This is a genomic window from Gilliamella sp. CG35, assembly GCF_046635745.1.
GTDB lineage: Bacteria > Pseudomonadota > Gammaproteobacteria > Enterobacterales > Orbaceae > Gilliamella > Gilliamella apicola_I.
Genome location: NZ_JBIDFH010000016.1, coordinates 22,574 through 42,560, shown reverse-complemented (window position 1 = coordinate 42,560; position 19,987 = coordinate 22,574). Strand labels below are relative to the sequence as shown.

Sequence of the window (19,987 nt, the reverse complement as noted above, 5' to 3'; positions counted from 1 at the left end):
TATTCTCCTTTGTGCGCCTATTTTGAACACTTATCTGCTCATTGATTAAGGTAAAGTAACAAAGCATATCGATAAGTATTCATAATTGTCCATTTTAATTGTAATAAATGTACAATGATGTGTTAAATTTAACATTTCACTTGCAAATATAGTTTTAATCTTATTTTAAATCAAATTAATCGAAAAAAAAGTCGGATCGGTTTTTAAGATTCCGTCTGATGTATGAGATCGATGATAGTATTAATATGTTGTTGTGAATCATTTAATGCAGGGATGTAATGAAAGTGTTTTCCTCCTGAATTAAGGAATATTTCTCGATTTTCTTGATCTATTTCATAACAAGTTTCAATACAATCCGCAGAAAATCCTGGGCACATCACATGAACACGAGTCACGCCATTTAAAGCTAAATTTCTAAGTATGTCACTCGTGTTTGGTTCAACCCATTTTCCTTTTCCAAATTTTGATTGATAGGCCATTTGTATTGGCAGCGTGATCCCGTTCGCTAAACACTTTTCAATTAATAATAAGGTGGTGAGTTCACATCGCTCGATATAATCATCATGGCGTTTAATAATATAGCGCTCAGGCATACCATGATAAGAAAGGAGTAAAACATCGGGTTGTCCTTGCTCTAAAAAAGCCTGTTTTATCTGTAAATAGAGTGCATTAATGTAACTTGGGTGATCAGCATAGTCTCGAATATAGTGAATATTACTTCTTATAATATTGGTATCATTTAATTGTTTGATTTTATCTAGAACGGCAAGTGTTGTGGTTGTAGAATATTGCGGGAATAGGGGTAACAACGTAATTTTTTTACAGGATTTTAAGTTATTTAAGGCAGCTTGAAGACTCGGCTCACCATACGTCATGGCAAGCTCACATTTTATATTGGGTAAGTGTTGCTGCAATTTTTCGTGTAACAATTTACTGTAATGTAACAAAGGTGAACTACCCTTTATCCAGATTTTTTGGTAATGCTTGAGAATGTAGGGGATACGTTTAGGTAAAATAACATATTTTAAAATTGGATACCAAATAAAGCTGGGCAGATCAACAACATGTCGATCAAGCAAAAATTCTGTTAAATACTGTTTTATAGCATCTGGCGTTGTCGCGCTAGGTGTACCTAAATTAACCAATAATAAACCGTTTTTTTTATCCACAGCTTAGCCTCATTTGATATTAAGATAATGGTTAATAACTGCTAAAAGTCTACTGAGTGCTCCTTGATTTTGCTTCAAAACGAGATAGGCATTTTCGCCCAGTTGTACTCGGCGACTATTATCATTTAATAGGCGATCTATTGTTGAATATAAATCATCCGCTGAGTTTGTGCAAACAATCATTCCTTGCGCTTCAATCAACTGTTCACAAATCACTTGGAAATTAAAAAAATATTCACCGGTAATAATAGCAATATGGTGCAGTGCAGGCTCTAAAGGATTATGTCCACCCTGTTTTACTAGGCTACCACCAACAAAAGCGATATCTGCCATTGCGTAAAGCTCTACTAGTTCGCCCATTGTATCGCCCAAAACTATTTGAGTTTGTTCTGTAGGTATTTGATTTGTACTACGCTTTAAATAATTAAAATCATTATCACTAATGAGTTTTTCAACCGTTTTAAAACGTTCAGGATGACGTGGAACCAGAATTAACAATAAATTGGCATGTTTAAGCAGTAATTTTTTAAATGCAGTTAAAATAATTTCATCTTCGCCACTATGGGTACTTGCTGCAATTAACACAGGCCTTTTTAATTGCCATTGTTGTTTTAACTGGTTTATGTTTTGGCGCTGCTCATTGGATAAGTTAATATCAAACTTTATGCTGCCTGTTATTGCTAAATGATCAGCAGGTAAACCAAGTGAAACAAATCGTTCACCATCTTGCTGATTTTGAGCTGCCACCATACTGATTTTCGAAAATAATTGTTTGACTGCTTTGCCTAATTTGCCATAGCGAGCAGCAGATCGTTCTGATAATCTGGCATTTGCAATAATTAAAGGAATCTTTTGTTTATAACATTGGCTAATTAAATTAGGCCAAAGTTCAGTTTCCATAATTATAACAATTTTAGGCTTTGTGGTTTTTAAGAATCGTTTTATGGCTCCGGACAGATCATAGGGTAGATAAACATGACTGACACTGTCTTTTAATAACGATTTTACTCGCTCAGAACCTGTCGGCGTCATGGTGGTAACAGTGATTGGTAACTGTGGATATTTTTGTTGCAATGCTTTAATTAGCGGAATCGCCGCTATTGTTTCACCTACGGATACGGCATGCACTAAAATACCATTTGGTTTGACTTTATTTTTGCAAAAACCATATCGTTCTAACCAGCGCTGACGGTAGGCTGGCGCTTTACGACTGCGCCATAATAGTTTTAGCCAAACAAATGGCTGAATTAGATATAATAGAAGGGTATAGATAATTTGCATGCACGTTAATGATCTAGATTAAAAAAATGCTGACGATAATAGACAAGTTCTGAAATGGAATCACGAATATCGTCAAGCGCTTGATGGGTACCTTGTTTTGTAATGCCTTTCAAAATTTCGGGTTTCCAACGTTTTGCTAATTCTTTAATAGTACTGACATCTAAATAACGATAATGAAAATATTTTTCTAACTTCGGCATATAGTTAAATAAAAACCGTCGATCTTGACCAATCGTATTACCACATATTGGTGAGCAGTTTTCTGGTACCCATTGTTGTAAGAATGCGATGGTTTGTTGTTCGGCTTGCTGTTCTGAAATAGTACTTTTGCGTACACGGTCGATTAATCCCGAATTACCATGAGTGTTTTGATTCCATTCATCCATGAGCGCTAATTGTTCATCTGATTGATGAACAGCAATAACCGGACCTTCTGCAAGAATATTCAGGTCAGAGTCAGTTACAATAGTGGCAATTTCAATAATACGATCAGTTTTTGGATCAAGTCCCGTCATTTCAAGATCAATCCAAATTAGATTACTACTATTAATTTGAGAGTGTTTGATCATAATTTGCTGTGGAAATTTTCTTTTTAATGCCGAGTAGTGTAGCATATCTGTCAAACTGTTTAGTAAAAAATTCGTAACTGTGGCAAAAAATCAATTATCAAAAAATCAAAAAAGGCGTGTAGCTGCTAAACATCAGCAACGATTAGAGACAAGACAAGATGACAACTTGTCGAGTTTTTCGTTGCCGCGTGAAGGTGTCGTTGTGAGTCGTTATGGTAAATCCGCTGACGTCGAAGATGATACTGGACTAATTTATCGTTGCAGTATTCGCCGTACCTTACCGTCGTTGGTTACCGGTGATAAAGTAATATGGCGAGATAGTTTGGAATCCAATACTAATGGTATTATTGAGGCGGTACATCCTCGACACTCAGAATTGGTGCGTCCGGATTTTTATGACGGTGTAAAACCTGTCGCAGCCAATGTCGATCAGATTATCATTATATCGGCAGTTTTACCGGAATTATCCTTGAACATTATTGATCGTTATTTAGTGGCTTGTGAAGCAACCAATATTCAGCCCATAATTGTGTTAAATAAAATTGATTTACTTACCCCTGAACAGCGTAGTGAGATTGAAAAGCAGTTATCAATTTATCGGGATATTGGTTATCCGTTATTGTTTGTCTCTTGTCAAAATCAGCAAGGGTTAGCCCCTTTGCAAGATGCGTTGCAAGGAAAAGTGTCTATTTTGGTTGGTCAGTCTGGCGTAGGTAAATCAAGCATTATTAATCTGTTATTGCCTGAACAGGCACAATCAGCTTTAACAGGCGATATCTCTGAATTATCGGGTCTTGGTCAACATACCACAACCTCTACACGGCTTTATCATCTACCCAATGGTGGCGATATTATTGATTCGCCGGGGATTCGTGAATTTGGATTGTGGCATCTTGAACCTGAACAAGTTATTCATGGCTTTATAGAGTTTGATGATTATTTAGGCGGGTGTCAATTCCGTGATTGTAATCACTTAAATACACCAGGATGTTTGTTACAAAAAGCGGTACAAGAAGGAAAAATAGCACCATCGAGACTTGATAATTATCATCGTATTTTACAATCCATGAAGGATGTGAAGGCTAAAACAAATAAAAGCTATAAATAGCCTGCTTTTCAATACGTTCAGAAAATGACAGTGAGATTGAATGAGTTAGAAAACATTGCTCATAATCCCAAAACACTTGATTATGAGCAATTAGTATAGTTATTTTAACTATTGGCGCTTTTTAAGTGCAAAACCGATAGCAACATACGCCCAACCTTGGAAAATAAGGTCAATTCCTAAAAACATGCCCAATACCCAAAGACTATCGTATGGCCAGCCGGCAATAATCATTAAACCTAAAATTAGCGTAATAATCCCCGATGCTAAAATCCATCCCCAACGTGGTATTTCTCGGTTATTTAATGAAGCAAATATTTGTGTAAATCCACTGATAACCAGTAAGAGTGAAATCAGTAATGTAAACGCAGAAGAAACGGCAATAGGTTGGAAATACGCCATTAATCCAATAAAGATATACAAAATGCCCATTACCGCCCATAAGGCTGTTTGACCAAAACCTTTAATATTAAAGGCATGTATTATTTGCGCAATACCTGCAATTAAAAGTAATGAACCGATAAAGTAAACAGAAAAGACAGTTGCAATAAACTGGTAGCCTAATGCTAAGCATCCCAAAATAATTAAAATCACACCGATAAAAATAAACCAGCCTGTTTTTTGTTTAAGATCTTGAGTATTATTTTCAGTAGATATCATATTAAATTCCTATTTTATATGGTTAACTTTCGGTTGTAATCAACATAGCCTTTCAATTCAAACTAGCCAGACGTTTTTAGCGAGTGAAAAGAAAGAATGACGGAGGTAATGCTAAATGTGCAAAAGAAATGCATATCATCCCCTTTGCGTATAATAATTAATCAATATAATAAAACTAATTGTCCTTTTAATTTTTATCTTTCAGTGCTTCATCTAATGTTGAATAAAACATTAATTTATTCGAAATCGGTATAAACTTGGCTCTGGCTAATGTTTTCAGTGGTTGGAATTGTAATTCACAAATAGATAAATCTACTTGTTCTGGCAATTCATCAACAAAATGGCGTAATGCATTAAGCCCACCCGCATCAAGAATAGGCACCGCATCCCACTGTAATACGATGTGCTCATAGCCATTTATCTTCTGATAGATTTCGGAAAAGGTACGTTCAGCGGCGGCAAAAAATAGTGGTCCATTAATGCGAAGTACTAATGTTTTTTCACTGCTTCGATTGAGTTCAACCAATCGTGTCATGTGTGCAATACGACGCATAAATAGGATTGAAGCTAACACTATGCCAAGTGTTATAGCAATAACCATATCAAATAATACCGTTAAAGACATGCAAATAAGCATGATTAAAATATCATCTTTAGGTGCGCATTTAATTATATATATCACTCGTTGTACAGCGCTCATATTCCATGCCACAATTAATAACAAGGCTGCCATTGCTGATAAAGGGATATAGGATAATAATGGTGCAAAACAAATGAGTGCAAGCAATACTACAATCGAATGCAGCACGGCAGCAATAGGTGATGTTGCGCCAGCTTTGACATTAGCAGCGGAACGGGCTATAGCGGCTGTTGCTGAAATCCCTCCAAAAAATGGCGCAATAATATTGCCTAATCCTTGTCCGATAAGTTCACTATTTGAGTGATGTTTTGTATGGGTCATTTCATCTAATACGACGGCACATAATAATGATTCAATCGCGCATAGCATTGCCATTGTAAGCGAAATTGGAAGCAGAGCGGATAACATTGACCAATCCCATTTAAAATCAGCGTGCTGCCAAGGTAAGATAAATTCGGGTAAAACGGACGGGATACCATGACCGATGCTATTATCAGGTAAAATATAGATAAATCGAGAACCGATAGTTTCAATTTCATAGCCAAATTGATTCAAAATAAACATGACCAAAATACCTGTTATTAATGCAGGTAAATGCCCGGATATTTTTATTCGAAGTTTCGGCCACACAATCAGTACTATCAGTGTTACAATCCCTACTAAAGTATCGGCAAAATTAATAGTTGGAAAGGTTTTAACTAAAGCGGTTACTTTGCTGATATAACTTTCCGGCATGTGTTCAAGTGTTAAACCAAAAAAATCTTTGATTTGCATGGTGGCGATAGTTATCGCAATGCCAGAGGTAAAGCCTAAAACAACAGGTAAAGGAATATATTCAATTAATCGACCAAGTCGAATTACTCCCATGATTATTAGAAAGACACCGGATAATAAGGTCGCAACAAGTAATCCAGACAAACCAAATTGTAATGAAACGGGATATAAAATCACGACAAATGCCGCTGTTGGGCCCGATACGCTGAAGCGTGAACCTCCGGTTAATGCAATGACAAAACCTGCAATTATTGCGGTGTAAAGCCCATGTTGTGGTGGAACACCACTCGCTATTGCTAAAGCCATGGCTAATGGTATAGCAATAATACCAACCGTAATACCAGCAATTAAATCCTTAAAAAAACGGGTAGATGTGTAACGATCTTTTATGCACGCTGCGATAAAAGCGCAACAAATTTTGGTGCCAGTTATGCCATATAATTTCATTATTTTTATTCGACTAATAGAAGTTTTTTGAAATGCTTACTAAGATAATCTTTTTTACAAAAATTAAAAGAGTGTTATTAAAATAATTTATATTGTCATTTAATTGCGTTAGGCTTTTTCAATTGAGGCATAAATAAGTTTATTAGGAATGATTTTGTAAATTGTTTCTAAGGTGCTTTTTTCTATTGATTTGATACCAGTATCGTTTAAAAATAATGTCGTAGACCCATTCGCTTTTCTTGATATGGTATGATTAGCAGGAGCAATGTATGGTAGTAATTAATCAAAACGTGTTTATTCATTCTTTTAGGGGAATAGGTGCAATTATGTTACTTGCTTTCTCTTCATTTTGTTTTGCATTACCACAACTAGCAGGCTCAAAGACGGCCTATCATTATGACACTAAGCAAACCATTACCCCTGCTCCAAAAGGCTATCAAGCATTTTATATTAATCATATTGGTCGTCATGGTTCTCGCTATATTAGTAAATCAAAATATGAAGAGATTGTTTATCAGACATTATTATTAGCCGACAAAGATAATCAACTCACTGATGAAGGAAAATCGTTACTCAAGCAAGTTTTGTATATTAAACAGTTGAATAATAATCACTATGGAGAGTTAACCGATTTAGGACGTCAAGATATAGGTCTCATCAGTCAGCGAATGTTAGCAAATAATCCAACGGTCTTTAAAGGCCATAACATTGCGGTAATTTCATCTACGTCGCCTAGGGCTAAAGAGACGGCTGAAATTTTTGTCCAACCCTTTAAAGCAAAATATCCTCATATTCAAGTCACCACCCAGCCCGAAAATGGACAAACGTTGTTACGCTTTTTTAACTATTCGCCTGCTTATGATAAATATAAACAGAGTAAAGTGGTTAAAAATGCCTTAAAAACAATTAAATGTTCACCTAAAACTGTCGCACTGAGTCAAACCGTCGCCATAAAATTTTTTACCCATAATTTTATTGAAAAATTAAATGTAGGAATGGATATTGGTGAATATAATTCGATTAAAACCGAAGATTTTAGTCTGGCCGTTTATCAACTCTATCAAGAGTTACAGGCATTACCCACAGAGGTATTAGTTAATCATCAACTTAATTTTGATGATTATTTTTCAGAGGAAGCAAATGCGTGGTTTAATACGGTTGTCACTGCCAAAAATTATTTACAAATTGGTCCGGCATTTGATGCCAATGGTATTCAAATTAAAATTGCTGCACCGTTATTAAGGAATATGCTAATGACAGCCGATAACGCAATTACCAATAATAATGTTGATGCTAATTTGCGTTTTGCCCATGCAGAGACGCTTTCTCCGTTTGCAACGCTAATGGAAATTGAGGGTACAACAAAAGTTGCCAAGACGCTATTTGATTATCCGACTGTCTGGCATGCAGAAAAAATTATTCCTATGGGCGCCAATATACAATGGATTTTTTATAAAAGTGAACAACCACATCATCCGATACTGGTTAAAATCTTATTAAATGAACAAGAAGTCCATCTGCCAATTAGTACCCAACAATATCCTTATTATCGTTGGCAGGATGTTAAACAGTATTATACCAATAAATTAAATCAATTAGGCTTAAATGAAAATCAATCCGATATCGATATGCTTAAAAAATTAAAATGATTCTAGATTGAGCATATGGTAAATGACTGTTTTGCTGAATTAGGTAAAGTAGAAACTATTTCTGCATAAGCCTATGATCCGTCAAATGACTAAACCTGAAGCCAGAAGGTTACCGGACCATCATTAATTAATGATACTTGCATATCTGCTGCAAACTGACCAGTTTGCGTCTTAATATTCTTTTGGCATTGCTCAACAAAGAATTGATACAGTCTATTGGCATCTTCTGGTTTAGCCCCTTTGGTAAAGCTTGGACGCATTCCTTTTTGGGTATCTGCAACTAAAGTAAATTGGGATACAACAAGAACTTCACCTTGAGCTTGATTAACATTAAGGTTCATCTTACCGTCGCTGTCACTGAAAATACGGTAGCCAAGGACTTTTTCACATAATCGAATTGCTTTTTGTTCATCATCATCTTGCTCGACACCAAGTAATATCAACAAACCATGATTAATTTTTCCAATAATCTGATCTTCAACAGTGACAGAAGCTTGTTTAACACGTTGGATTAAGGCAATCATAAAAATATTACTCCGCTTGAGCTTGGTTATCCGATATTCGTTTTTTAGGGCGGTTAAATTCGGTTAAGGTTGCTGCAAATTCAGCGCCAAATAAGACAATACACCAAGAACAGTAAATCCAAACAAGCATGATTGGAATAGAAGATACTACGCCATAGATTAACTGATAAGTTGGAAATGAACTTACATAAAACGCAAAGGCACGTTTACCTATTTCAAACAATATTGCTGCAACAATCGCACCAATGAATGACTCTTTAAAAGGAACGGATTCAGTAGGGATAATACTGTAAAGTAACCAAAATCCAACGACAGAAATAATAAACGGTAAACTACTCAGCATAATATTCCCCGTTGCTCCAGTTGATAACCAGTTTAACGAAAATATATACGAACTGACCGCTACACTTGAACCCGCTAAAATAGGCCCCAAAGTCAATATTGTCCAGTACATAGTTAGATTATACATAAATGAGCGTTTGCGTTTTGTTCTCCAAATATGATTAAGCGCACTATTAATTGAGTTAATAAGCAATAATGAGGTAACGATTAATCCAACTATACCCACTACCGTCATCTTTTTAGTATTGGTGATAAATTGTTCTAAGTAATTTTGAATGGTATCACTTGCGGTAGGCACGAGATTACTGTAAATGAGCTGTTTTAGCGATAGGCTAATTTCATCAAACATTGGAAAAGCGGATAATAATGAAAAAATAACAGTGATAAGCGGAACAAGTGCCAGTATTGTGGTATAGGCAAGGCTGGCAGAGGATGTGGTCAACTGATCCTGATTGATTTTAGCCCACAACATTTTTAAGAACAACGTTATCTGCTGAAATGTTTTCATGGTTTTTTCTATTTGTTAGAAAGAATACAATTATTGATCCCACTATTTTTTAATGAGTTCAACGCTTTATCAGCTTCGCTTTTGCTAGTATAGGGCCCAGCTGTAACGCGATATAACTGACCAGAAGAAATATTACCATTTATACCTGTCATAGCAAGTTGAGCTTTTAGGGTGTCCGCATTGGCTTTTTCCTTAAAAGCACCACATTGTAATGTCCATTTCGTTGTTGTCGATGAGGTTTGATTGGTATTCGATCGTGTATTGGTGTTATTCGCAAAACTATCTAAAATCTGTTGCCGTTCGCTTGCAACTGAATTCGATGTTGCGTTTGAACTGGCATTGGGCGTTTCTAACGCTTTAAGGTATGTCCAACGTTCCTGAGGTTGCTCTGGTAAGGTAACGGCAGGTGGAGGCGTTTTGACTTTTGGTTGTTCAACGGGTTTGTTAGGTTTATTATTGGTAATTAAATAGAGAATGGCGGAAAATAAGACAATAAGAACAATTGCCATAAATATCATAAATTTTGGCATAAAGCTTGATTTGTTTTTTTTCGGTCGACTTTTTCTTCTCACATAATCACGCTGAACCACAATATACTCTCTTATTCTTTTTTTATTGATATGGAATAACTGATTATTATACAAATAAAAAAAGTGGCTTACACCACTTTTTAGCATTTTCTTTAACTACAATAGTTAACAGATTCGGGCATTAAGCCAATGCTTTAATCTGTTTAATTAAATTTGCTTTATGACGTGCAGCTTTATTTTTGTGGATTAAGCCACGAGCCGCTTGACGGTCAACAACTGCTTGCATGTCTTTGAATGCTACTTCAGCTGTTTGTTTATCACCAGCTGCAACAGCTGCGTAAACTTTCTTGATATAAGTACGCATCATTGAACGGTTACTAGCATTATGTTTACGGCGTTTTTCGGATTGAACCGCACGTTTTTTAGCTGATTTGATATTAGCCAAAGTCAACTCCCAAGTTTAAATAAAATTACATATTAATAAGGCGGCAAAATATGCCTGATTTTCTGCCAGTTGTCAATGCTGTTACATAAAAAATTTGCAATTTATAAATTACACATTGATGACAAACGTTTACTATTTGAACAATAATCGCTATAACCTAAAAAGAATTTTTATGTTAGAATACATGAAGTTTATTTTTATTTATATTTTTTTATTAAGAGGAAGTCTCATGTCTGTTATTAGAATGCAAGATCTTGATCTAAAAGGGAAACGTTTATTTATTCGTTCAGATCTTAATGTACCAGTCAAAAATGGTAAAGTCACTTCTGATGCACGTATCAAGGCATCATTACCGACAATTGAAGAAGCAATCAAAAAAGGCGCTAAAGTGATGGTGACTTCTCACATTGGTCGTCCAACAGAGGGAGAATATAACCCTGAATTCTCATTGCAACCAGTCGTTGATTACTTAAAAGAACATGTTTCATTTCCTGTCCGTCTTGTTAAAGATTACCTTGATGGCGTAGATGTTAAAGAAGGCGAGTTAGTTGTTCTTGAAAATGTACGTTTCAATGTAGGTGAAGGTAAAGATGATGAAACGTTATCTAAAAAGTATGCCGCACTTTGTGATATCTATGTAATGGATGCATTTGGAACAGCTCACCGTGCTCAAGCTTCAACGCATGGTGTGGGTAAATTTGCACCAATTGCTTGTGCAGGTCCTTTATTAGCTGCGGAACTTGATGCATTAGGAAAAGCACTTGATAACCCAGCTCGTCCAATGGTTGCGATTGTTGCGGGTTCTAAAGTATCAACTAAACTTACTGTACTTGATTCGCTTTCAAAAATCGCTGATCAAATTATTGTCGGTGGCGGTATTGCTAATACTTTCATTGCGGCTGAAGGTTATAATGTAGGTAAATCACTATATGAAGCGGATTTAATCCCAGAAGCGAAAAAATTGATGGCTAACTGCCATATTCCTGTTCCAACTGATGTACGTGTTGCGACTGAATTCAGTGAAACAGCAACGGCTACAGAAAAATCAGTTTCTGATGTTAAAGAAAATGAACAAATTCTTGATTTAGGTGATAAATCAGCTGAAGCATTAGCTGATATTATTAAAAAAGCGAAAACCATATTATGGAATGGTCCAGTTGGTGTATTTGAATTCCCTAATTTCCGTCGTGGGACTGAAATTGTTGCTAAAGCAATTGCTGATAGTGAAGGTTTTTCAATTGCCGGTGGTGGTGATACGTTAGCTGCAATTGACTTATTTGGAATTGAAGATAAAATTTCTTACATCTCAACTGGTGGAGGTGCCTTCCTTGAGTTTGTTGAAGGTAAAAAACTTCCTGCTGTTGCAATGTTAGAAGCGAGAGCAAAAGCATAATATAGATTCAGTAAAAAGGATGAGATGATTACTCATCCTTTATTTTTTATAATAATTAAATCATAGGTAATAAAATGGCTACAAAGATTTCTGATGTCGTTAAACCCGGTGTTGTAACTGGTGATGATGTTCAAAAAGTATTTCAAATCGCTCGTGAAAATAACTTTGCTTTACCAGCAGTTAACTGTGTTGATACCAACACAATTAATGCGGTAATTGAAACAGCGGCAAAAGTAGGTTCCCCTGTTATTGTTCAATTCTCAAATGGTGGTGCACAGTTCATCGCTGGTAAAGGTCTTAAATTAGAAGGACAAGAATGTGCAGTACTAGGTGCTATCTCTGGTGCAAAACATGTTCATTTAATGGCTGAAAAATATGGTGTGCCAGTGATTGTTCACACTGACCACTGTGCAAGAAAATTACTTCCATGGGTTGATGGTTTACTTGATGCTGGTGAAACTCACTTTGCTAAAACCGGTAAACCACTATTTTCTTCACATATGATTGACCTGTCAGAAGAAACATTAAAAGATAACATTGATATTTGTTGTCAGTATCTTGCTCGTATGTCTGCAATGAAAATGACATTAGAGCTAGAATTAGGTTGTACTGGTGGTGAAGAAGATGGTGTGGATAACAGCCATATGGATAGTTCAGCACTTTATACTCAACCTGAAGATGTAGCTTATGCTTATGAGCGTTTAAGCGAAATTAGCCCTCGTTTCACTATCGCTGCATCATTTGGTAACGTGCATGGTGTATATAAACCAGGTAATGTTAAATTAACACCAAAAATTTTAGATAACTCACAAAAATACGTATCAGAAAAATTCAACTTACCTGAAAAATCACTGAATTTCGTATTCCATGGTGGTTCAGGCTCAACACCTGAAGAAATTGCAGAAGCAGTTAGTTATGGTGTTATCAAAATGAACATTGATACCGATACTCAATGGGCTAACTGGGCGGGTATTTTAGATTACTACAAAGCAAATGAAGCTTATTTACAAGGTCAATTAGGTAATCCTGAAGGACCTGATGCGCCAAACAAAAAATACTATGATCCACGTGTTTGGTTACGTAAAGGTCAAGATTCTTTAGTTGCTCGTTTAGAACTTGCATTTAAAGAGCTTAACGCTGTTAACGTACTTTAATTAACGTTTTCATTTTTAATACAAAGTGGGGAATCGCCTACTTTGTATTAATTGTTCATAAAATAAATCTTGCATTTGTATATCAATTGTAGGATAATTCTGCCCTCATTTAACTTAGGGGAGCTGTCTATTTATATAATAGAAGCGTTTGCACCCGAGAGAAGGAAACCAAAAAATGGCAAAAAAAGTACAGGCTTACATCAAGTTGCAAGTTGCAGCTGGTGCAGCAAATCCTAGTCCACCAGTTGGTCCAGCACTTGGTCAACATGGTGTTAATATCATGGAATTCTGTAAAGCATTTAATGCGAAAACAGAAAGCATGGAAAAAGGTCTACCTATTCCAGTTGTTATTTCAGTCTATTCAGACCGTTCATTCACCTTTGTTACTAAGACTCCTCCTGCGGCAGTACTATTGAAGAAAGCTGCTAAAATCAAGTCTGGTTCAGGTGAGCCTAACAAGAAAAAAGTAGGTAAAGTAACGAGTGCTCAAATTCGCGAAATCGCTGAATTAAAAGCTGCAGATATGAATGGTGCTACCATTGAATCAATGATGCGTTCTATTGAAGGAACCGCTCGTTCAATGGGCTTGGAAGTGGAGGGTTAATCGATGGCTAAATTATCTAAGAAAGCTAAACTTATCCGCGAAAAAGTGAATGCAACTAAACAATATGAAATCAACGAAGCAATTGCTTTATTAAAAGAGCTTGCGACTGCTAAATTTACTGAAAGCGTTGATGTTGCTGTAAATTTAGGTATTGATTCACGTAAATCAGACCAAAATGTTCGTGGTGCAATTGTATTGCCACATGGTACTGGTCGTAGTGTTCGTGTAGCTGTGTTTACACAAGGTGCAAATGCAGAAGCAGCTAAAGAAGCGGGTGCTGAATTAGTTGGTATGGACGATCTTGCGGATCAAATCAAAAAAGGCGAAATGAATTTTGATGTCGTTATCGCATCGCCAGACGCTATGCGTGTAGTTGGTCAATTAGGTCAAATTTTAGGACCACGTGGTTTAATGCCAAACCCTAAAGTTGGTACTGTAACGCCTAACGTTGCTGAAGCAGTAAAAAATGCGAAAGCAGGTCAAATCCGTTACCGTAACGATAAAAATGGTATTATCCATACGACTATCGGTAAAGCTGATTTTGATGCAGCTAAACTTAAAGAAAATTTAGAAGCATTACTTGTTGCGTTAAAACGTGCAAAACCAGCATCTTCTAAAGGTGTCTTTGTGAAGAAAGTAAGTCTTTCTACTACTATGGGCGCTGGTGTTGCTATCGATCAAACAACATTGAATGCATCTGTTTAATTAATCATTATTAATTAAATAAAAAAATCGGTTGGTGTCTGGCCTTAACCAGACCCCGTCCAAGACCGTAGGTGTAATTGACGTTTAATTACTTAATTTTCCTACGTAGACGGTGACAGAACCTGATAAGATATAATACAGGAATTCTGCTCATCGTGGTTGTGCTAACTATATTGTTATAGTTAGTTTAAATAAGTCTAGGCTTTGCCTAGTTTTAATCCAGGAGCAAAACCAATGGCACTAAATCTTCAAAATAAACAAGAAATTGTTGCTGAAGTTAATGAAATCGCCAAAGGTGCGCTATCTGCAGTTGTTGCCGATTCTCGTGGCGTAACTGTGGAAAAAATGACTGCATTACGTAAATCTGCTCGTGAAGCGGGTGTTTATATGCGTGTTGTTCGTAATACGCTATTACGCCGTGTTGTAGAGGGCACTCAATATGAGTGTTTAAAAGATACGTTTGTTGGTCCTACTCTAATTGCGTTTTCAAACGAGCACCCAGGTGCTGCTGCGCGTATTTTTAAAGCGTTTGCAAAAGAAAACGATAAATTTGAGATTAAAGCCGCAGCCTTTGAAGGTGAGTTAATTACTGCAGCGAACATTGATCGCTTAGCAACATTACCTACTTATGAAGAAGCATTAGCTCGCTTGATGTCAACCATGAAAGAAGCCGCAGCTGGCAAATTGGTTCGTACTCTTGCAGCTGTTCGTGATCAAAAAGAAGCTGCTTAATTAGCAGTATGATGACGAATTTTATTAATTAAAAATTGTAAATTTGGGAAACTATATTATGTCTATCACTAAAGAACAAATTTTAGATGCAGTTGCTGAAATGTCTGTAATGGACGTTGTTGAACTAGTATCTATGATGGAAGAAAAATTCGGTGTTTCTGCAGCAGCAGCTGTTGCAGTTGCAGCAGCAGGTCCAGCTGAAGCAGCTGAAGAGAAAACTGAATTTGATGTAATCTTAAAAGATGTTGGTGCAAATAAAGTAGCTGTTATCAAAGCAGTTCGTGGTGCAACTGGTTTAGGCTTAAAAGAAGCTAAAGATCTTGTTGAATCAGCTCCTGCAACAGTTAAAGAAGGTGTTAGCAAAGCTGATGCTGAAGAACTTAAAAAGGCACTTGAAGAATCTGGTGCAGCTGTCGAACTTAAATAAGTTAATCGATAGCAAGCTAAATGGCTGGGGGTTTTACCTCCAGCCTTTTTGCGCTGTAAAAAGTCGAAGAATTTTATTTGAAGACTATCAATAAAAAGCAATAAAGAAATAGTATATTTATTAAGCCTAATCAATTGATATTTATAGATATTTTCGATGAGGTGTCAGGCGTTATTATTCGATTGAAGTGCTCCTGATGAATATTTAATCATGCTAAAATAGCAGATAAGCAAGTTGAGGAACTAATGGTTTACTCTTATACCGAGAAAAAACGAATTCGTAAGAATTTTGGTAAGCGTCCACAAGTCTTGGATATACCGTATCTTCTTTCTATTCAACTTGATTCGTTCCAGAAATTTATTGAGCAAGATCCAGAAGGTCAGTATGGTTTAGAAGCCGCTTTTCGTTCAATATTTCCGATAAAAAGTTATAGTGGTAATGCTGAGTTACAATACGTGAGCTTTAAGATGGGCGAACCTGTGTTTGATGTAAAAGAATGTCAAATTAGAGGGATCACTTACTCAGCACCGTTGCGCGTAAAATTACGTTTAGTTATTTATGATAAAGATGCACCAGAAGGAACTGTAAAAGATATTAAAGAGCAAGACGTCTACATGGGCGAAATTCCTTTAATGACGGACAATGGAACATTTGTAATCAATGGTACCGAACGGGTAATCGTTTCACAATTACATCGTAGTCCAGGTGTGTTCTTTGATAGTGATAAAGGTAAAACACACTCTTCTGGTAAAGTTTTATATAATGCTCGGATTATTCCTTATCGTGGCTCTTGGCTTGATTTCGAATTTGATCCAAAAGACAATCTTTTTGCTCGTATTGACCGTCGTCGTAAACTTCCAGCAACAATTATTTTGCGCGCATTAGGTTATGAAACAGAAGAAATTTTAAATATCTTCTTTGAGAAGACCATTTTTGAAGTTGGCAAATCCAAATTAAAAATGGATTTAGTCCCAGAGCGTTTACGTGGTGAAACAGCCTTATTTGATATTGAATCAAAAGGTAAAGTGTACGCTGAAAAAGGTCGCCGTATTACTGCACGTCATATTCGTGAATTAGAAAAAGATAAAGTAAGCAAAATTGATGTACCTGTTGAATACATCGTTAATAAAGTGCTTGCTAAAAACTATGTTAATGACGCGACAGGTGAAGTCATTGCATTCGCTAATACACCAATTTCATTAGAATTGTTATTAGAATTAACGAATGCAGGCTACAAAAAAATTGAAACATTATTCACCAATGATCTTGATCATGGTGCGTTTATCTCTGAAACATTAAATGTTGATTCAACACGCGATCGTTTAGGTGCATTAGTTGAAATTTATCGCATGATGCGACCAGGTGAGCCACCTACAAAAGAAGCTGCAGAAGCGTTATTTGACAACTTATTCTTCTCTGATGAACGTTATGATTTATCAGCTGTTGGTCGAATGAAATTTAATCGTTCTTTAGGTCGTGATGATATCGAAGGTCAAAGCGTCTTAACTAAAGATGATATCGTTGACGTTATGAAGAAATTAATCAGTATTCGTAATGGTCATGGGGATGTTGATGATATCGACCACTTAGGTAATCGTCGTATTCGTAGCGTTGGTGAAATGGCAGAAAACCAATTCCGTATTGGTTTAGTGCGTGTTGAAAGAGCCGTAAAAGAGCGTTTATCTTTAGGTGATCTTGATTCATTAATGCCACAAGATATGATTAATGCTAAACCAATTTCAGCGGCAATCCGTGAGTTCTTTGGTTCTAGCCAGTTATCTCAGTTTATGGATCAAAACAATCCATTATCTGAAATTACGCATAAACGTCGTATTTCTGCATTAGGTCCAGGTGGTTTAACTCGTGAGCGAGCAGGCTTTGAAGTCCGTGACGTACATCCAACTCATTATGGTCGTGTATGTCCGATTGAAACGCCTGAAGGTCCAAACATCGGTTTGATTAACTCGTTAGCGGTCTATTCTCGTACTAATGAGTATGGTTTCTTAGAAACACCATATCGTCGAGTGATTGACGGTGTTGTGACTGATGAAATTAATTATTTATCAGCAATTGACGAAAGTGAATTTGTTATTGCACAGGCGAACTCAAACCTTGATGAAGAAGGTCGCTTTAAAGAAGATTTAGTGACTTGTCGTTTAAATGGTGAATCAGGCTTATATAGTCCTGAACAAGTTCATTATATGGACGTTTCAACACAACAAATCGTGTCGGTTGGTGCGTCATTAATTCCATTCTTGGAACATGACGATGCGAACCGTGCTTTGATGGGTGCAAACATGCAACGTCAAGCAGTTCCGACATTAAAAGCGGAAAAACCATTTGTTGGTACTGGTATGGAACGTGCGGTAGCTGTTGACTCAGGTGTAACAGCCGTTGCTCGTCGTGGTGGTACTGTTCAATATGTTGATGCGTCACGTATCGTAGTCAATGTAAATGCTGATGAAATGTATGCGGGTGAAACAGGGATTGATATTTATAACTTAACTAAATATACCCGTTCTAACCAAAATACTTGTATCAATCAAATTCCATGTGTGGAATTAGGCGAAAAAGTTGAACGTGGTGATGTACTTGCAGATGGTCCATCAACTGATTTAGGTGAACTTGCACTAGGTCAAAACATGCGCGTGGCATTTATGCCATGGAATGGTTATAACTTTGAGGATTCTATTTTAGTTTCTGAAAAAGTGGTACAAGATGATCGTTTTACCTCGATCCATATTCAAGAGTTATCTTGTGTATCTCGTGATACTAAATTAGGTGCTGAAGAAATCACCGCTGATATTCCAAATGTGGGTGAAGCTGCGCTTTCTAAATTAGATGAATCAGGTATTGTTTATATCGGTGCTGAAGTTAAAGGTGGCGATATTCTTGTTGGTAAAGTGACGCCTAAAGGTGAAACACAATTAACACCAGAAGAAAAATTACTACGTGCAATTTTTGGTGAAAAAGCATCTGACGTTAAAGATACGTCTTTACGTGTACCAAATGGTGTTTCTGGTACGGTTATTGATGTCCAAGTCTTCACTCGTGATGGTGTACAAAAAGATAAACGTGCACTTGAAATTGAAGAGATGCAACTTAAACAAGCAAGAAAAGATTTAACTGAAGAGCTTAAAATCTTAGAAGCAGCTTTATTTGCGCGTATTCGTGATGTGTTAATTTCAGGTGGTATTAAAGCTGATAAATTAGATGCATTACCACGAGAAAAATGGTTAACAATCGGTATTTCAAACGAAAGCAAACAAGCACAGTTAGAGCAACTTGCTGAACAGCACGAAGAAATTAAACTTGAGTTTAACAAAAAGCTTGAAGCTAAACGCATGAAGATTACACAAGGTGATGATTTACAACCTGGTGTGCTCAAAATTGTTAAAGTTTACTTAGCGGTTAAACGTCAAATTCAGCCTGGTGATAAAATGGCGGGTCGTCATGGTAACAAAGGGGTTATCTCTAAGATTAATCCAATTGAAGATATGCCATATGATGACAAAGGTCGTCCAGTCGATATCGTGTTAAACCCACTAGGGGTTCCGTCTCGTATGAACATTGGACAGATCCTAGAAACCCACTTAGGTATGGCAGCTAAAGGTATTGGTCAAAAAATTGATACAATGCTTAAAGAACAGCAAGAACTTGCTAAATTACGTGAGTTTATCCAAAAAGCATACGATCTTGGTTTAGGTGCTGCACAAAAAGTAAATGTTGCAGAATTTACCGATCAAGAAGTCATGACATTGGCACAAAATTTACGTAATGGTATGCCACTTGCTACACCAGTGTTTGATGGTGCAAAAGAGCAAGAAATCAAGTCATTACTAGAATTGGGTGATTTGCCGACGTCAGGTCAAATTACATTGTATGATGGTCGTACAGGTGAGCAGTTTGAACGTCCGGTAACAGTAGGTTATATGTACATGCTGAAATTAAATCACTTAGTTGATGATAAGATGCATGCACGTTCTACAGGTTCATATAGTCTGGTTACTCAACAGCCATTGGGTGGTAAAGCTCAATTTGGTGGTCAGCGTTTCGGTGAGATGGAAGTATGGGCACTTGAAGCTTATGGTGCTGCTTACACACTACAAGAAATGCTAACGGTTAAATCAGATGACGTAAACGGCCGTACTAAGATGTATAAAAATATTGTAGATGGTGATCATCGTATGGAACCTGCGATTCCAGAATCATTTAATGTATTGTTAAAAGAGATTCGTTCGCTAGGTATTAATATCGAGTTAGATGAAGAGTAATCTTCACTAACTAAAAATGATTTCTATTTATAGGGATAACTTATTAGCGATAATA

At 36.5% G+C, this 19,987-nt stretch carries 18 protein-coding genes; 9 read left to right on the top strand and 9 right to left on the bottom strand.

Annotated features, from left to right (window positions below):
- Positions 1-203: 203 nt before the first annotated feature.
- From hemH to orn, 3 genes are read right to left on the bottom strand one after another with little or no spacing between them, the layout of a single operon-like run.
- Positions 204-1,169, bottom strand: coding sequence for a ferrochelatase (gene hemH / locus ACGH4F_RS08240; RefSeq protein ID WP_411590806.1), 966 nt, complete (start codon positions 1,167-1,169; stop codon positions 204-206).
- Positions 1,170-1,178: 9 nt separating this feature from the next.
- Complete coding sequence (gene waaA, locus ACGH4F_RS08235; protein WP_411590805.1) at positions 1,179-2,450, bottom strand: lipid IV(A) 3-deoxy-D-manno-octulosonic acid transferase; 1,272 nt, start codon at positions 2,448-2,450, stop codon at positions 1,179-1,181.
- A 5-nt stretch (positions 2,451-2,455) separates the two neighbouring features.
- Entirely contained in the window at positions 2,456-3,019 is a 564-nt protein-coding gene (orn, locus tag ACGH4F_RS08230) for an oligoribonuclease (protein WP_065559759.1), read from the bottom strand.
- A 79-nt stretch (positions 3,020-3,098) separates the two neighbouring features.
- Between orn and rsgA the strand changes: the two genes are divergently transcribed.
- Positions 3,099-4,127 (top strand): small ribosomal subunit biogenesis GTPase RsgA, encoded by a 1,029-nt coding sequence (gene rsgA / locus ACGH4F_RS08225; RefSeq protein ID WP_411590803.1) that lies wholly within the window; start codon positions 3,099-3,101, stop codon positions 4,125-4,127.
- 108 nt (positions 4,128-4,235) lie between these two features.
- Here rsgA and ACGH4F_RS08220 read toward each other — a convergent pair whose 3' ends face one another.
- Complete coding sequence (locus ACGH4F_RS08220; RefSeq protein ID WP_220215987.1) at positions 4,236-4,784, bottom strand: HdeD family acid-resistance protein; 549 nt, start codon at positions 4,782-4,784, stop codon at positions 4,236-4,238.
- A 187-nt stretch (positions 4,785-4,971) separates the two neighbouring features.
- Positions 4,972-6,645, bottom strand: a complete 1,674-nt coding sequence (gene dauA / locus ACGH4F_RS08215) for a C4-dicarboxylic acid transporter DauA (protein ID WP_411590802.1) — start codon at positions 6,643-6,645, stop codon at positions 4,972-4,974.
- A gap of 269 nt (positions 6,646-6,914) precedes the next feature.
- Between dauA and ACGH4F_RS08210 the strand changes: the two genes are divergently transcribed.
- A complete protein-coding gene (locus ACGH4F_RS08210; protein ID WP_411590801.1) occupies positions 6,915-8,294 on the top strand; it encodes a histidine-type phosphatase in 1,380 nt (459 codons plus the stop codon).
- An 89-nt stretch (positions 8,295-8,383) separates the two neighbouring features.
- Here the strand turns inward: ACGH4F_RS08210 and dtd are convergent, their stop codons facing one another.
- From dtd to rpsT, 4 genes are all read right to left on the bottom strand, one after another.
- The gene (dtd, locus tag ACGH4F_RS08205) at positions 8,384-8,818 is read right to left on the bottom strand and encodes a D-aminoacyl-tRNA deacylase (RefSeq protein WP_267360798.1); all 435 of its coding nucleotides are present in this window, start codon (positions 8,816-8,818) and stop codon (positions 8,384-8,386) included.
- A 7-nt stretch (positions 8,819-8,825) separates the two neighbouring features.
- Positions 8,826-9,668: a virulence factor BrkB family protein gene (locus ACGH4F_RS08200; protein WP_267352147.1), complete on the bottom strand. Its 843-nt coding sequence runs from the start codon at positions 9,666-9,668 to the stop codon at positions 8,826-8,828.
- 8 nt (positions 9,669-9,676) lie between these two features.
- The gene (locus tag ACGH4F_RS08195) at positions 9,677-10,177 is read right to left on the bottom strand and encodes an SPOR domain-containing protein (RefSeq protein ID WP_267352148.1); all 501 of its coding nucleotides are present in this window, start codon (positions 10,175-10,177) and stop codon (positions 9,677-9,679) included.
- Positions 10,178-10,379: 202 nt separating this feature from the next.
- Positions 10,380-10,643, bottom strand: a complete 264-nt coding sequence (rpsT, locus tag ACGH4F_RS08190) for a 30S ribosomal protein S20 (RefSeq protein WP_025316521.1) — start codon at positions 10,641-10,643, stop codon at positions 10,380-10,382.
- Between the two features lie 229 nt (positions 10,644-10,872).
- Here rpsT and pgk point away from each other — a divergent pair, with 229 nt between their 5' ends.
- From pgk to rpoB, 7 genes are all read left to right on the top strand, one after another.
- On the top strand, positions 10,873-12,036 hold the full coding sequence (gene pgk, locus ACGH4F_RS08185) for a phosphoglycerate kinase (protein ID WP_065559751.1): 1,164 nt from the start codon (positions 10,873-10,875) through the stop codon (positions 12,034-12,036).
- 74 nt (positions 12,037-12,110) lie between these two features.
- The gene (gene fbaA, locus ACGH4F_RS08180; protein ID WP_065559750.1) at positions 12,111-13,190 is read left to right on the top strand and encodes a class II fructose-bisphosphate aldolase; all 1,080 of its coding nucleotides are present in this window, start codon (positions 12,111-12,113) and stop codon (positions 13,188-13,190) included.
- 175 nt (positions 13,191-13,365) lie between these two features.
- Positions 13,366-13,794, top strand: coding sequence for a 50S ribosomal protein L11 (gene rplK, locus ACGH4F_RS08175; protein WP_065559749.1), 429 nt, complete (start codon positions 13,366-13,368; stop codon positions 13,792-13,794).
- A 3-nt stretch (positions 13,795-13,797) separates the two neighbouring features.
- Positions 13,798-14,499: a 50S ribosomal protein L1 gene (rplA, locus tag ACGH4F_RS08170; RefSeq protein WP_065559748.1), complete on the top strand. Its 702-nt coding sequence runs from the start codon at positions 13,798-13,800 to the stop codon at positions 14,497-14,499.
- Between the two features lie 234 nt (positions 14,500-14,733).
- A complete protein-coding gene (gene rplJ, locus ACGH4F_RS08165; protein WP_025316516.1) occupies positions 14,734-15,231 on the top strand; it encodes a 50S ribosomal protein L10 in 498 nt (165 codons plus the stop codon).
- A 58-nt stretch (positions 15,232-15,289) separates the two neighbouring features.
- Positions 15,290-15,658 carry a 50S ribosomal protein L7/L12 gene (rplL, locus tag ACGH4F_RS08160; RefSeq protein ID WP_065559747.1) on the top strand — a complete coding sequence of 123 codons (369 nt, stop codon included), beginning with the start codon at positions 15,290-15,292 and terminating at the stop codon, positions 15,656-15,658.
- Positions 15,659-15,903: 245 nt separating this feature from the next.
- A complete protein-coding gene (gene rpoB, locus ACGH4F_RS08155; RefSeq protein ID WP_065559746.1) occupies positions 15,904-19,932 on the top strand; it encodes a DNA-directed RNA polymerase subunit beta in 4,029 nt (1,342 codons plus the stop codon).
- Positions 19,933-19,987: the final 55 nt, after the last annotated feature.